Origin of the sequence: Mycobacterium sp. ITM-2016-00317, from assembly GCF_002968295.1 — a bacterium.
GTDB lineage: Bacteria > Actinomycetota > Actinomycetes > Mycobacteriales > Mycobacteriaceae > Mycobacterium.
This window is the reverse complement of sequence record NZ_CP134399.1, coordinates 854,711-868,354: the sequence shown is the minus strand read 5'-3', so window position 1 is coordinate 868,354 and position 13,644 is coordinate 854,711. Positions and strand designations below refer to the sequence as shown.

The 13,644-nt window shown below is 70.0% G+C and carries 12 protein-coding genes and 1 pseudogene; 2 read left to right on the top strand and 11 right to left on the bottom strand.

All coding sequences use genetic code 11. The features are described 5' to 3' along the window. Window positions 1-14: 14 nt before the first annotated feature. The 9 genes from C6A87_RS04255 to C6A87_RS04215 form a co-directional block, all read right to left on the bottom strand. Entirely contained in the window at window positions 15-254 is a 240-nt protein-coding gene (locus tag C6A87_RS04255) for a DUF6480 family protein (protein WP_311116129.1), read from the bottom strand. After that, window positions 251-928, bottom strand: a complete 678-nt coding sequence (locus C6A87_RS04250; RefSeq protein ID WP_311116128.1) for an IF2 family translation initiation factor — start codon at window positions 926-928, stop codon at window positions 251-253. The genes C6A87_RS04255 and C6A87_RS04250 overlap by 4 nt, the downstream gene beginning before the upstream one ends. 27 nt (window positions 929-955) lie before the next feature. Further along, the gene (locus tag C6A87_RS04245; RefSeq protein ID WP_311116127.1) at window positions 956-1,492 is read right to left on the bottom strand and encodes a CsbD family protein; all 537 of its coding nucleotides are present in this window, start codon (window positions 1,490-1,492) and stop codon (window positions 956-958) included. Window positions 1,493-1,566: 74 nt separating this feature from the next. Then, the gene (locus C6A87_RS04240) at window positions 1,567-3,327 is read right to left on the bottom strand and encodes a bifunctional serine/threonine-protein kinase/transporter substrate-binding domain-containing protein (RefSeq protein WP_311116126.1); all 1,761 of its coding nucleotides are present in this window, start codon (window positions 3,325-3,327) and stop codon (window positions 1,567-1,569) included. A gap of 222 nt (window positions 3,328-3,549) precedes the next feature. Further along, complete coding sequence (locus C6A87_RS04235) at window positions 3,550-4,362, bottom strand: metal ABC transporter permease (RefSeq protein WP_396837067.1); 813 nt, start codon at window positions 4,360-4,362, stop codon at window positions 3,550-3,552. A 41-nt stretch (window positions 4,363-4,403) separates the two neighbouring features. Continuing rightward, window positions 4,404-5,150, bottom strand: coding sequence for a metal ABC transporter ATP-binding protein (locus tag C6A87_RS04230; protein ID WP_311116124.1), 747 nt, complete (start codon window positions 5,148-5,150; stop codon window positions 4,404-4,406). Beyond that, the gene (locus C6A87_RS04225) at window positions 5,147-6,073 is read right to left on the bottom strand and encodes a metal ABC transporter substrate-binding protein (RefSeq protein WP_311116123.1); all 927 of its coding nucleotides are present in this window, start codon (window positions 6,071-6,073) and stop codon (window positions 5,147-5,149) included. The genes C6A87_RS04230 and C6A87_RS04225 overlap by 4 nt, the downstream gene beginning before the upstream one ends. 137 nt (window positions 6,074-6,210) lie before the next feature. Beyond that, window positions 6,211-7,368: a hypothetical protein gene (locus C6A87_RS04220; RefSeq protein ID WP_311116122.1), complete on the bottom strand. Its 1,158-nt coding sequence runs from the start codon at window positions 7,366-7,368 to the stop codon at window positions 6,211-6,213. A gap of 175 nt (window positions 7,369-7,543) precedes the next feature. After that, window positions 7,544-8,200 carry a TetR/AcrR family transcriptional regulator gene (locus tag C6A87_RS04215; protein WP_311116121.1) on the bottom strand — a complete coding sequence of 219 codons (657 nt, stop codon included), beginning with the start codon at window positions 8,198-8,200 and terminating at the stop codon, window positions 7,544-7,546. Window positions 8,201-8,320: 120 nt separating this feature from the next. Here C6A87_RS04215 and C6A87_RS04210 point away from each other — a divergent pair, with 120 nt between their 5' ends. Next, complete coding sequence (locus tag C6A87_RS04210; RefSeq protein WP_311116120.1) at window positions 8,321-9,748, top strand: cytochrome P450; 1,428 nt, start codon at window positions 8,321-8,323, stop codon at window positions 9,746-9,748. A gap of 84 nt (window positions 9,749-9,832) precedes the next feature. Here C6A87_RS04210 and C6A87_RS04205 read toward each other — a convergent pair whose 3' ends face one another. Further along, complete coding sequence (locus C6A87_RS04205) at window positions 9,833-10,786, bottom strand: 2-hydroxyacid dehydrogenase (protein ID WP_311116119.1); 954 nt, start codon at window positions 10,784-10,786, stop codon at window positions 9,833-9,835. A gap of 80 nt (window positions 10,787-10,866) precedes the next feature. Here C6A87_RS04205 and C6A87_RS04200 point away from each other — a divergent pair, with 80 nt between their 5' ends. Next, window positions 10,867-11,952 carry a DUF2855 family protein gene (locus C6A87_RS04200; protein ID WP_311116118.1) on the top strand — a complete coding sequence of 362 codons (1,086 nt, stop codon included), beginning with the start codon at window positions 10,867-10,869 and terminating at the stop codon, window positions 11,950-11,952. Between the two features lie 31 nt (window positions 11,953-11,983). Here C6A87_RS04200 and C6A87_RS04195 read toward each other — a convergent pair. Beyond that, window positions 11,984-13,422: pseudogene (locus C6A87_RS04195) on the bottom strand (UDP-glucose dehydrogenase family protein). Window positions 13,423-13,644: the final 222 nt, after the last annotated feature.

Sequence of the window (13,644 nt, the reverse complement as noted above, 5' to 3'; positions counted from 1 at the left end):
TAAGCCGGCCCGTCTCAGCCGAGTGCGTCGACCAGCAGGTACACCGCGGTCGCCACGAACAGCAGCACGAACAGCCCGATCACCACGAACGTGATCACCGCGCGCGGATTCAGGTTGCGCCCGGCCGTCGGATCGGGATTGGCGGTCGCGCGGGTCTGCGCGGAGTCCGGCGGGGTGTCACCCGGGCGGACACCCCCGGCGGTCTCCACGCCGGGGGTGTCCTTCGGATCTGGATCCGGTGGCAGCGCGGTCACAGCTGGCTCTTCCGGGCCGCCTGCCGCTTCTCTTTCTCGGTGTCCGCGAAATCGTCGAGACGCTCTGCGTGGGCCAACGCCTCCGCAGCCTCACCGCGCTTGGCCGCGGCGTCGTCGAGGTCCTTGTCCGCCGCCGAAGTGACCACCTTCTCGGCGGCCCGGCTCCGGTTCTGTGCGCTGCGCTTGGCCTTCTCGGCAGCCTCGACTCGCTGGGCGGCCGCCTGGTCGACGTTCTGCTTGGCCTGCGCGGTGCGCGACGCGACGCTCTCGGCCACATCCTGGGTCCGCTGGTCGGCCTTGTCCTGGGCCTCCTGCGCCTTACGGCGCGCCTCCTGACCCGCCCGTTGCGGCGCGGTGACGACCTTCTCCTGCTTGTCTTTCAGGTCCTCGGCGGCCTGCTGCTTCTTCTGCGCGGCGACTTCCTCCAGGCGGGCGGCCTCACCGAGCGCCGCGGCCTTCTCGATCCGCACGATGCCCTCCTGCTCCAACTCGCTGTCGCGCAGGAAGCTTCCGGCGCCGGCGTCCACCGCGCCGATCGCGCGTTCGTAGAACAGCTTCGCCGGGGCCTCGTCGTCCACCCTCGTCATGACCGTGCTCTCCAGCACCCGCAGCGGCGTGCGCGCCAGCCGGTACTGAAACCGCAGTACGGCGAACGGAATGTCCGTGATCCTCATCGTCATCTCCTTGATGTCGTCTGCGTGTCAGTCGTTGCCCTCGGCGCGGGCACGGAGCCGCTCCGCCTGGGCCTCGGCGGTGGCGGCCTCTGCCGTCTCCTGCTGGTAGTCGGCGGCCGCCTCCTGGTACTCCTCGGCGGCTTCGGCGACCTCAGCGCGCCGCTCCGCCGCGGCCTGCCGCGCCTGCTGTTCGGCCTGCGCGTCGAACGCGTTCTGGGCCCGGGCGACGTCTTGGCGGCCGGCCTCCTCGGCGCGTTGCCGTTGTGCGGCCTGCTCGCTGCGGACCTGGCTTTCGGCGGCCGCGGCCTGCACTTCCGCCGCGGCACGCTGCTGGGCACCCTCGAGTTCGGCCTCCCTGGCGCGTTCGTGCGCCTGCGCGGCCTCGGCGTCTGCCTCGGCCTCGTTTCGGCTGGCCGCGCGCCGTTCCTTGGCCTCGGCCTGCTGCAGCTGGCCTTCGGCAGTCAATGAATCGTTTCCGGTGACCGCCCCGGCCACCTCTTTGGCCTTGCCCTTCACAGAATCCGCAAAGCTCTCGCGGGTCTGGGCTGCCTTGTCGTCGCTCATCGGCGTCTCCTCGGGATCGTCGTGAACTGCCGACGTACCCGCCCAGGGAGCCGTTTACACGGCAGTGTGACGGATCAGCGGGTGGCGCCGTTGACGGCTGGAGCATCGACCATGCCGCGCTCGACGCCCCACATCGTCGCGATGGCCCGGTATTCGCCGGTGTCGATCAGGTGCTCCAGCGCTCGCGTCAGCGACTCGACCAACCCCGACCCCTTGGCCACCGGCCACCCGTACGGCGCCGAGTCGAACACGTCGCCGGCCTGCACCAGCCCGCCGCGGCTGAGCTTGATCGCGAACCCGGTCACCGGCGAATCGGCCGACATCGCGTCCACCTCGCCCTTGATCAGCGCGGTGGTGACCTCGTCCTGGCTGCGGAACACCACCAACTCGATCGGGGCCATCCCGGCGGCGGTGCACTGGTCGCTCTTGCCGGGCAGTTCCTCGGTCTCCTGCAGCGTCCCCTCTGCCACACCGACTCGCAGCCCGCACGCGGCGGCCGGACCTAGCGAGACCCCCGGTCTGCGGGCCCACTGGGTGCCCGCCTGAAAATAGGTGACGAAGTCGACGAGCTGTTCGCGTTCCCGGGTGTCGGTCACCGAGGACACCCCGACGTCGAACGTGCCGTCGACCACCGACGGCAGGATCGTGTCGAACGGGGTGTCGCGGTAGTCGGGAACCAGGCCGAGCACCCGCGACACCGCGTTCATCAGTTCCACGTCGAACCCGACCAGCTGCCCGTCGGCATTCTTGAACTCCATCGGCGCGTACGGCACGTTCACCCCGATGACCAGGCGACCGGTGTCGCGGATGTCGGCGGGCACCGATGCGGCGATCTCCGGCACGGCACCGGCGGGCGCCGACCCCGCGCCGTCGCCGCCCTGCCACGGCGCCCACTGCCACAACCCGATCCCGGCCACCGTGACGGCCACGGCCGCCGCCGCGACGGCCCACGCCACCTTGGGCACCCGCACGCGTTTCGGCCGGGCGGCGTGCCGGGAGGTGCGGCCGTCGCGGCGCACCGGCGCGGTGAGGGCGCGTCTGGCGGCCTGGGCCAGTTCGCCGGCGCTCTGGTACCGCTGCGCCGGCTTCTTCGCCATGCCCTTGGCGACGACCTCGTCGAAGGCCTCCAGCCTCGGGTCGACGTCGGACGGGCGCGGGATCGGCGAGACCATGTGCCCGGCGATCTGCTGCTCCAGGCTGTCTGCGGGGTAAGGCCTTGAGCCCGTGAGACATTCGTAGAGCACACAGGTCAGCGCGTAGATGTCGGAGCGGGCGTCGACCTCGCCGCCCTCGAACCGCTCCGGGGCCATGTAAGCCAGCGTGCCCAGCGTGCTTCCCGCCGTGGTCAGCCCCTGCTCCCCCGCGCTGCGCGCCAGCCCGAAATCGATCAGGTACACGAAATCCCGGCCGGTGATCAGGATGTTCGACGGCTTGATGTCGCGGTGGATCAGGCCCAGCCGGTGCGCCGCGTCCAGGCCGTTGGCCACCTGCTCGATGATCGACACGGCGAACGCCGGGCCGAGCGGCTTGGTGGACTCGGACAGCATCGTGCCGAGGTTGCGGCCCTCGATCAGGCGCATGTCGAGGTAGAGCCGGCCGTTGATCTCGCCGAAGCCGTGGATCGGGACGACGTGCGGATCGTTGATGCCCGCGGCGGCCTGTGATTCGTGGCGGAAGCGCGCCTTGAACGTCTCGTCCTGGGCCATGCTGTGCGGCAGCACCTTGAGGGCGACGACGCGGTCGGTCTTGGTGTCGTAGGCCCGGTAGACCTCGCCCATGCCGCCGCGGCCGATCAGCTTCTCAAGCCGGTAGCGCCCGAAAGGTGTCGCATTCACCGGTGTTCTCCTCGGCTGCGGCCAATCGGTCTGTCGATCGGAGTGACGTCACGTTTGCCGGGGCTGCCCGGACGCCTCTCAGTCGCCTTTGTGATCGGTTGCCCGTCGGGGGCGAACCGGGGTCAGTGCGACACGGCGGCGTGCTTCATGGGTGCAGCATTCTTACCACGCTGAGGTACCGAACGGCACGCGCTGCCACCTGGCTGACCATGCAAGTCGGCGTCAGCGCCCGAGGGTCGGCAGCAGGCCGCGCGTGACCAGCAGGCCGTGGCGCGGGCCGAAGAGGTAGGCCAGCGCGAACGCCACCCCGTTGGCCAGCACCACCATCGGGCCGGACGCGGTGTCCAGGTAGTAGGAGGAGTACAGCCCGATCAGCGCGCAGGCCGCGGCGATCGTCGGCGCGACCAACAGCATCCGGCCGAACCGGTCGGTGAGCAGGTAGGCGGTGGCACCGGGGGTGATCAGCAGGGCCACCACCAACACCACCCCGACGGCCTGCAGCGCCACCACGGCCGTCATCGCGAGCAGCCCGAGCAGCGCGGCGCCGAGCAGGCGCGGATTGAGGCCGATGGCATGGGCGTGATTGGGGTCGAACGCGTAGAGCGTGAAGTCCCGGCGCTTGACGATCAGCACGGCCAGCACCACCGCGCCGAGGACGACGACCTGAATCAGGTCGGCGCGGGAGACGCCGAGCAGGTTGCCGAAGATGATGTGCCCGAGATCGACCTGACTCGGCGTCACCGAGATCAGGACCAGCCCGAGCGCGAACAGCGTGGTGAACACCACCCCGATGGCGGCGTCCTCCTTGGTGCGGCTGGTGTCGCGGACGAGGCCGATCAGCGCGACCGCGGCGAAGCCGAACAGGATGGCCCCCAACGCGAACGGGGCGCCCACGATGTAGGCGAGCACCACGCCGGGCAGCACGGCGTGCGACACCGCGTCCCCCATCAGCGACCAGCCGATCAGCACCAGCCAGCACGACAGCGTCGCGCACACGACCGACGCGATCAGCGTCGTGACGGTGGCGCGGACCATGAACTCCAACCGCAGCGGTTCGAGCAGGAACTCCAGGATGTTCACGGCGTATCCGCCGGGTCGTCGACGGTCTCGAGCCCGAACGCCCGGGCCAGATTGCGGGGTTGCAGCACCACGTCGGGCGCCGCGTGCAGCAGCACGGTGCGCATCAGCAGGATCGCCTCGTCGGCGAGCGCGGGCAGCGCATGCAGGTCGTGGGTGGACACCACGATGGTGGCCCCGCCGGCCGCGAGCTCGCGCAGCAGGCGGCTGATGGTCGCTTCGCTGCGCTTGTCGACGCCGGCGAACGGTTCGTCGAGCAGCAGCAGGTCGGCGCCCTGGGCGATGCAGCGGGCCAGGAACGCGCGTTTGCGCTGTCCACCGGAGAGCTGCCCGATCTGGCGGTGCTGGTAGTCGGTGAGCTCGACGCGGTCCAGCGCCTCGTCCACTGCCTGCTGATCGGCGGGGCGGGCGCGCCGGGTCGGGCCCATCCGCCCGTACCGGCCGGCCAGCACGACCTCACGCACCGACAGCGGGAACGCCCAGTCGATGGCCTCGCTCTGCGGCATGTAGGCCACCGCGCCCGACTTGCGGGCCCGCGCCGAGCTGTGGCCGTGCACCGCCACCGACCCGGCCTCGGGCCGCACCAGTCCCATGACCGCCTTGAACAGCGTGGACTTCCCCGAGCCGTTCATCCCCACCAGCCCGCATACCCGGCCGGGGGCCACCGTCACCGTCGCGTCCTGCAGGGCCAGCACCGGTCCGTAGCGGACGGTGACCGAATCCAGTTGTAGCGCAGGCGTTGTCACGGGCTGCGCGGCGCGGTCAGAGCCGAGGCGATGGTGGCGGCGTCGTGGCGGATCAGATCCAGATAGGTCGGTACCGGCCCGTCAGGCCCGGACAGCGAGTCGACGAACAGCACGCCGCCGAACCGGGCGCCGGTGGCTTCGACCACCCGCTGCATCGCCGCGTCGGAGACGGTGGACTCGCAGAACACCGCCGGGACGTCGTTGGCGTCGACGAACTCGATGGTCGAGGCGATCTGCTGCGGCGTGGCCTGCTGCTCGGCGTTGACCGCCCAGATGTACTTCTCGGTCAACCCGGCGTCGCGGGCGAGATAGGAGAACGCGCCTTCGCAGGTGACCAACGCCCGTTGCGCCGGGGGAAGCCCCTCGAGGCGTCCGACGAGGTCGTCCTGCACCGCCTGCAACTCGGCGCGGTAGGCGTCGGCGTTGGCCCGGTAATCCTGCGCGTGTTCCGGGTCGAGCTCGGCGAACGCGGCCGCCATGTTGTCCGCGTAGATCTGCACGTTCAGCGGCGACATCCACGCATGCGGGTTGGGCATGCCTGCATAGGCGTCGTCGGCGATGTCCATCGGCTGCACCCCGTCGCTGACCACCGCATGGGGCACGTCGAGACCGTCGACGAACTGCGCGAACCATGCCTCCAGGTTCAGGCCGTTGTCCAGGATCAGGTCCGCCTTGGCGGCCTTCTTGATGTCACCCGGGGTGGGCTCGTACCCGTGGATCTCCGCGCCCGGCTTGGTGATCGACTCCACCGTCAGATGCTCACCGGCCACGTTGGCCGCGATGTCGGCCAGCACCGTGAACGTCGTGAGGACCACCGGCCGCTGGTCGGCTCCAGAGTCGCCGTCCGGTGCGCACGCCGCCACCACCGCCGCGGCGGCGACCAGCGCCGCCACGCCTCTGGCCGCCCGAAACCGGATCCGCACCCGCACGCCACCTCCGACACGTCCCGCCCACTTTTCGAGTAGACGATATCAATGTTTCGGTGAGCCTAAACCATGAAGCGGGCAGCCGTCATCACCGGAGATGATCGGTCTTCTGGGCGCCGCGATGCGGCCGCAGCTCAGAACTGCGGTTCGTGGAAGCGGTTGATGATCGGCAGGCGCTCGATGATGCGGTCGCGCAGACGCGGCTGCTGGGGCACCGGCGGAATCGGCGCCGGAGCCTGGACCGGCGGGGGAACGTAGGCCGGCGCCGCCGGGGCGGGCGGCACGAAGTTGGCCGGCGGGGGCGGCGGCACATAGGCCGGCGCTGGCGGGATCACCGGCGGCGGGGCGGCGGGCTCCTCGTACACGGGCGGCGCCTCCGGCGGTGGCGGCGGCACCGCGGCGGGGGCCGGAAGTTCAACGGCGACAGGTTCGGCGACCGGGGGTGCGGCCGGCGGCGGTGGCGCCTCCGGCTCGGGGGCACGCGGAGCTGCGGTGGCGGGCTTCGGCGGCGCGACACGCTCGACGGTCGGCTCGGTCACCGCGCGGGCCATCTGCGGGGCCGGATCGTCCGGCGCCAGGCTCATGCCCACCGCGACCGACAGCGACACCACGAACGTCACCACCGCGGCTGCCAGCACCGACACCAGCGTCGCCGTCGGCGACAACCTGCGCCGACCGGGCGCGGCCTCGGCGTCCAGGAGCGACACCGCCGAACCGGATGCCAGCGCCGCGCCGCGGGCCAGCGCGAGGTCGGCCTCGTCGGCGGAGACCACCGGAACCTCGAGACGCTCTTCGACGGCGGCCATCACACCCGCGACGTCACCGGAACCGAGCACGAAGACCGCGTCGGGATCCAGCCCGTCGACCTCGGCGAGCGCGGACGGGTCCACACGGTCGGCCGTCACCCCGTCCGGGGTCACCGCGGCGATCACCGAGGCGCCCTGCTCGGCGACGCACACCACGACCCGCTCCAGGCCGGCGAGGTCGGCGATACCGCAGGCCAGCGCTTCGGCTGCCTCCACGTCGGACACCGCGATCACGTTCTCGACCGCGCGATCGGTCAGCGCCTGCCAGACTGCGCTCGCGACGCGCTCCGCGTCGGTGGTCCAGGTCAACCCGATGGCGTGCACCGGCCGGTCCAGCAGCGCGCCCACCAGGGCGTCAGCGCTGAAATCGGGGTCGACGGGGGCGGTGCCGCGGTCGACGGTGCGGCTCTCTGCGCCCGCAGCGTCGTCGACGAGGACCCAGCGGATCGATGACGGCGTCATCGACAAACCGAGTACGAGGTCCATGTATTAGCTACCAATCTTCCTGAGACTGGTCCTCGACATTACCGCGACCGCCCGCGACCGCACAGTCGCCGTCACCCCGGCCCCCGTCGCCCCTGTCCGCGTTCTCGCCGAGATTGCATCCAAGCAGGGGTTTTGCGCCTGGAGGCCGCGTGGAATGCAATTTCGGCGAAAGAGGTCAGTCCGACAGGCGGAGGCGGGCCACCTCGGCGGCGCCGTTGCCGGTGATCAGCCACAGCGCGGTCAGGCTGCTGATCAAATCGTCGATCGAGACCTTCGCCCGCCCGTCGACGAAGGCCAGGATGGCGTCCGCGGTCCCGCCGATCAGGAAGGCCGGGGCGACCTGGGCCAACGGGTCCCGTTCCAGTTCGACGTCGTGGATCGTGCGGGCGTGCGCCATCAGGATCCCGGTCAGGTCGCGTATCACCGCGCTGCGATGCTGGTGCAGCACAGATGAACTCGCCACGCCGCCGAGGAGCACCCGCGCGCGGCGGGGATCGGCGACCAGCGCGCGCACCAGTGCGTCGACCACCGCGGCCGCCTGTGCCGCGACGTCGTCGGCGGGGGCTCCCGCCAACGCCACCGACGTCGACTCCCGCACCTCGTCGGCGATGTCGTCGACGACCGCCGCGCCGACCTCGTCGAGACCGGCGAAGCTCTCGTAGAAGTAGCGTTTGTTCAATCCGGCTGCGGCGCAGAGCTTCTCGACCGTGGCCGCGCGCCACTCACCGGCCGCCATGGCCGCGATGGCGGCATCGAGCAGTAGCCCGCGTCTGCGCTCGCGGCGGGCCTCGGCAGACTGCCCGCCGTAACTGCGCTGGGGCGTGTCGTGCATTGCACGATGGTCGCACCCAGACAGGCCGGTCCGCCAACCACTCTTGACACCCGCGGAGCTTTTTGGGACGGTTTCGTACCAGATAGCGGACACGGCTCCGAACCGATGCTGGAGGACGCCATGACGGTCACCGACACCCTCGACGTCAAACACCGGTTACAGGTACTCGGCGCGTCCTTGGCGACGCGATATCCCGCCACCGCACACCCGTTGGCCGTACCCCCGGCCGGTTCCGGGCTCAAACCGGTCATGGGCGACTACGGAGTCCCCGTTCTCGGACACATCATGAGCTCGATCGTCGAGCCCCTCGAGTTCGCACGGCGCCGCTATGCGCAGTACGGCCCCGTGTCCTGGGCGGGCGGTGTCGGCTTCCGCGTGGTCACTCTGATGGGCCCCGAGGCACTCGAGACCGCGTGGATCAACAAGGACAAAGCGTTCTCCAGCACCCGCGGCTGGGCACCGATGATCGGCCCGTTCTTCCACCGGGGCCTCATGCTTCTCGATTTCGACGAGCACCGGGATCACCGCCGGATCATGCAGCAGGCCTTCACCCGCACCGCGCTGAACGGCTATCTCGAGCTCATGCAGCCCAGTATCGACCGAATGCTGCGCACCTGGCCTGCCGCACAGACGATTCCGTTCTACGATGCCATCAAGGGCCTGCTGCTCGAGCAGGCCACCGAGGTGTTCGTCGGCGCCCGGCTGGGTCCCGAATCCGAGCGGCTGTCGGACGATTTCCACGCCACGGTGCGCGGCGGGCAGGCAGTCGTGCGCGTCGACGTCCCCGGCGGCCTATGGGCCCGCGGCCTCCGGGCGCGCGAACGACTCGAAAAGTACTTCCACGCCCAGCTTCCCGACCGCCGCGGCAGCGACGGCACCGACCTGTTCTCGATGCTGTGCCGCAGCCGAGACGACGACGGCCTGCGCTTCAGCGACCAGGACATCGTCAACCACATGATCTTCCTGCTGATGGCCGCCCACGACACCAGCGCGATCGCGTTGTCCATGCTCGCCTACGAACTCGGTCGCAACATCGAGTGGCAGAATGCGTTACGCGACGAGGCACTGGGCCGCCCCGACGACTCCCCCACGTTGTCCGCCCTGGAGAACTACCCGCTGCTCGACGCCGCGTTCAAGGAGATCCTGCGCATGTACGCGCCGGCGGGCACCCTGTTCCGTCAGACCGTCAAGGACACCGAGGTTGCCGGACACTACATTCCGACAAAGAGCCAGGTGGCCATCAGCGTCTATGCGTCGATGCGGCTGCCCGACTGGTGGGACGACCCGGATCAGTTCGATCCCGGGCGGTTCACCGACGGCAGCGCCGGCCACGCCGTCAGCCGGTACGTGTTCGCGCCGTTCGGCGGCGGCGCGCACAAGTGCATCGGTCAGCAGTTCGCGGACATGACGGTCAAGGCGACCATGCATCAGATACTGCGACGTTTCGAATGGTCGGTTCCGGAGGGCTATTACCCGCGGCTGACGTGGGGTACGGGACCGACACCGGCGGACGGACTGCCGGTGACCGTGCGGCGTCGCGCGGGTTGACGGCGGGGCGATCTCCGCCGAAATTGCATTCCCCGTGGACTTTCGCCGGTTTGCGCCGACTGGAATGCAATTTCGGCGGCGGGGTCAGATGGGGGTGACGAGTTCGCCCGTCTTCAGGTAGCTGTCGAGGTTGCGCAGGGTGAGCGCCTCCATCGCCGCCCGAGTCTGCACCGTGCCGCTGCCCACGTGGGGCAGTAACACGACGCTCTCGAGGGCGAACAACTCCTCGGGCACCTGAGGTTCGTCGGCGAAGACGTCGAGACCGGCCCCGGCCAGCCTGCCCTGCACCAGCGCCGCGACGAGTGCGTCCTGGTCGACGACGCTGCCGCGGGCGATGTTGATCAGGTACCCCTGCGGGCCGAGCGCGTCGAGCACATCGCGGCCGACCAGCCCCCTGGTGCCGTCACCGCCGGCGGCGGCCACGATCAGCACGTCCACTGCCGAGGCCAGCTCCACGGGCGACGCCGCGTAGCGGTACGGCGAATCCGTTACCTCGCGGCGGTTGTGGTAGCTGATGGCGCAGCCGAACGCATTGAGCCGCAACGCGATCGCCGTGCCGATGCGGCCCAGCCCGATGATGCCGACGCTGGTGTTGCTGACCTGGCGGGTCAACGGATACATACCGTCGAGCGGCCAACGCCCAGCCCGCACATAGCGATCCGCGGCCGAGAACCGGCGCAGCGTGTCGATCATCAGTCCCACCGCGGTGTCGGCCACACAGTCGGTGAGCACGTCCGGCGTATTGCTCACCGCGATCCCGCGGGCCGCCGCGGCGTCGACGTCGACGGTGTCGTAACCGACGCCGAAGTTCACCACCGCACCCAGGTTGGGCAGCGACTGCATCAGCGCGGCATCCACACCGGTGCGCCCCGACGTGACGACCGCGGTGATCTCGGGGCCGTGCTCGGCGAGGAAGGCTGTGCGTTCGGCGGTGTCGGTGGGCAGCCGCCACGCGGCGTAGTCGTCGGCCAGTGTGCGGGCCAGCGACGGCATCAGCGGCCCGACCTGCAGAACGGATCGATTCTGTGCGGTGGTCATAGTCCGACCACGGTACGGCGGGTCCGGGATACCGGTCTACGTCCTGTTTCGTCGGGCACATCGGGGTTACCATCGGGTCGATGACGACCCGGCTTGAGATCCAGCGCGGTGATATCCGACAGACGCACTGGCGGGACGTCCCTTCCCCCGCCCTGACCGACGGCGCGGTCCGGATGCGCATCGACAAGTTCGCGCTCACGTCGAACAACATCACCTACGCCGGCTTCGGTGAACTGATGAACTACTGGCAGTTCTTCCCGACCGGCGATCCGGCCACCGGCTCGCTGCCGGCATGGGGATTCGGCACCGTCGCGGAGTCGCGCCGGCCCGGCGTGGAAGCGGGAGACCGCTTCTACGGCTACTACCCCGTGGCCGGCGAGGTCGTCCTCCAGCCCGGCCCGGTCGACGACACCGGATTCACCGACGCCGCCGAGCACCGCAACGGCCTGCACCCGATCTACAACCGCTACGTGCGCTGCAGCACCGACCCCGGATACGTCGCCGCCTACGAGGACCAACAAGCCCTGCTGAGGCCGCTGTTCTCCACGTCGTTCCTGCTCGACGACTTCCTGACCGAGAACCGGTCCTTCGGCGCCGACACCGCGATCCTGTCCAGCGCGTCGAGCAAGACCGCATACGGCACCGCGTTCTGTCTGTCGCGCCGCGCAGGCGCGGCGCGCACCGTCGGGCTCACCTCGGCGGCGAACCTGGACTTCACCCGCTCGCTGGGCTGCTACGACGACGTCCTGACCTACGAGGACATCGGCGCCCTGCCCGAGACGTCCGCGGTCTACGTCGATTTCAGCGGCAGCGCATCCGTGCGGGCCGCGGTCCACCACCGGCTGGGCGACCGGCTGACCTACGACTGCGCGGTCGGCGGCACCCACTGGGACGCCCTCGGCGGCGACGACAATCTGCCCGGCCCCGCCCCGACGTTGTTCTTCGTCCCCGACTGGGCCACCAAGCGCGCCGCCGACTGGGGCCCGGCCGGCCTGCTGGAGCGCCTCGCGGGCGCCTGGCTCGCATTCATGGAACCGGTCACGCGCGCCGACGACCCGTGGATGACCGTGGTGCCGGGCCACGGCCCTGACGCCGTCACCGCCTGCTACACCGCGTTATTGGACGGAGCGGTCCCCGCGCGCGAAGGCCACGTCCTGTCGGTGTGACGCGCTGCGCACGAACTCCGTTTGCGAGCGGTTACCCGGTGTCGGCCGTCTCACCCCACGATTCGAAGCGCTGCCGGACGATCTCACTCCACACCTTCGACGTCGAGATCGACTGGCTCCGTACGGGATTCCCACCCCCGACAGCGGCCACCCGCCTGCCCATCCCGCGGTACTCCCACCCGCCCCCGCGCCAGAGCTGGGGATCCAGGCAGTTCCTGCCGTCGATGATCCTGCGTCCCGCCACTACGCCGTCCAGATCTGCCGGATGCAGGTCCCGAAACTGCTGCCACTCGGTGAGCACCAGCACCGCGTCGGCGCCGCGGCACGCCTCGACGGCGTCCGCCGCATAGTCGAAGTTCGGGAACACACGGCGCGCGTTGTCCATCGCGCGCGGGTCGAAGACGCTCACCGAGGCGCCTTCGGCGTGGAGGTGGCCCGCGACGTTGAGCGCGGGCGATTCTTGGACGTCGTCGGAGTCCGCCGTAAATGCCGCCCCGAGTACCGCGATCCGCGAACCGACGAGCCGGCCGCCCAGCGCACCGCGGGTCAGCTCCACCATCTTGGAGCGGCGGCGCACGTTGATGCTGTCCACCATCCGAAGCAGCGTCAGCATCTCGTCAGACCCGACCTCGCCGGCTCGGGCCATGAGCGCGCGGACCTCGCCGGGCAGCGCTCCGCCGTAACCGACGCCGGCGTCGAGCAGATCCCGCCCGATACGCCTGTCCTGGCCCACCGCGTCCGCGACGAAGCCGATGTCCGCCCCGACGCCGTCGCACATGTCCGCCACCGCATTGGCAAAGGAGAGCTTCATCGCCACGAAGGCGTTCGTGGCCGACTTGACCATTTCCGCGCTGGTCAGGTCGGTCACCAGGAACGGCGTGCCCGCGTCGACGAACCTGGCGTAGACACCTCTGAGCGCCCGCTCGGCGTAGTCCAGCCGGTCGGTTTCGATGCCCAGCACGATCCGGTCCGGCGCCAACGCGTCCTGCACCGCACGACCCGTGCGCAGAAAACCCGGATTCCAGCCCACGTTGACGGCGTAGCCGGCCGCGCCAGCTGCCGAATCCGGGCGCTCACCTGCCTGGCCGTGCCCACCGGTGCGGTCGACTTCCCGATGACCACCGCCGGCCCCGTTAATCGGGGGGCCAGATTCTCGACGACCTCATGCAGTCCACTGAGGTCCGCGCCGGGGCCACCGGGCGTCGGCGGGACCGCCACCGTGATGAAGTGGATCGACGCGAATGCAGTCGCCTCGTCGTAGGAGGATGTGAAACACAGCCGGCCATCCGCCTGGTGCCGCCGCAGCAGCTCCTGCAATCCTGGTTCGTAGAAAGGGAATTCACCGTCGCGTAGACGCCCCAGCCGGGCGGGATCGGCGTCGACCACTTCGACGTCGTGCCCGAGTTCGGCCATGCAGGCCGCGTGCGTGACACCGAGGTGGCCGGCGCCGAAGACCGCGATCCGCGCCATCCGTGCTCAGACCGTTCCATCGGTATCGGCGGAGCCGCCCGGCAAACACGTGGGACATTCCATGCTGGGCGAAACCCCTCTCCTGCAAGCCGATCCGAGTGGATCCGTGAGCGACGCCCTTGCGAATGTCTCAGCTAACGACCCAACCAACCATGCCCACTATCCGGCGATAGCGATGAGGGGTACATAGACCTTTGGAGCCAATCTCGGCCCGGCAGAGGA

Coding starts and splice junctions, on each gene's coding strand:
- C6A87_RS04250 (WP_311116128.1), bottom strand. CDS start 928: ATGAGGATCACGGACATTCCGTTCGCCGTACTGCGGTTTCAGTACCGG.
- C6A87_RS04245 (WP_311116127.1), bottom strand. CDS start 1,492: ATGAGCGACGACAAGGCAGCCCAGACCCGCGAGAGCTTTGCGGATTCT.
- C6A87_RS04235 (WP_396837067.1), bottom strand. CDS start 4,362: ATGGTCCGCGCCACCGTCACGACGCTGATCGCGTCGGTCGTGTGCGCG.
- C6A87_RS04220 (WP_311116122.1), bottom strand. CDS start 7,368: ATGGACCTCGTACTCGGTTTGTCGATGACGCCGTCATCGATCCGCTGG.
- C6A87_RS04215 (WP_311116121.1), bottom strand. CDS start 8,200: ATGCACGACACGCCCCAGCGCAGTTACGGCGGGCAGTCTGCCGAGGCC.
- C6A87_RS04210 (WP_311116120.1), top strand. CDS start 8,321: ATGACGGTCACCGACACCCTCGACGTCAAACACCGGTTACAGGTACTC.
- C6A87_RS04205 (WP_311116119.1), bottom strand. CDS start 10,786: ATGACCACCGCACAGAATCGATCCGTTCTGCAGGTCGGGCCGCTGATG.
- C6A87_RS04200 (WP_311116118.1), top strand. CDS start 10,867: ATGACGACCCGGCTTGAGATCCAGCGCGGTGATATCCGACAGACGCAC.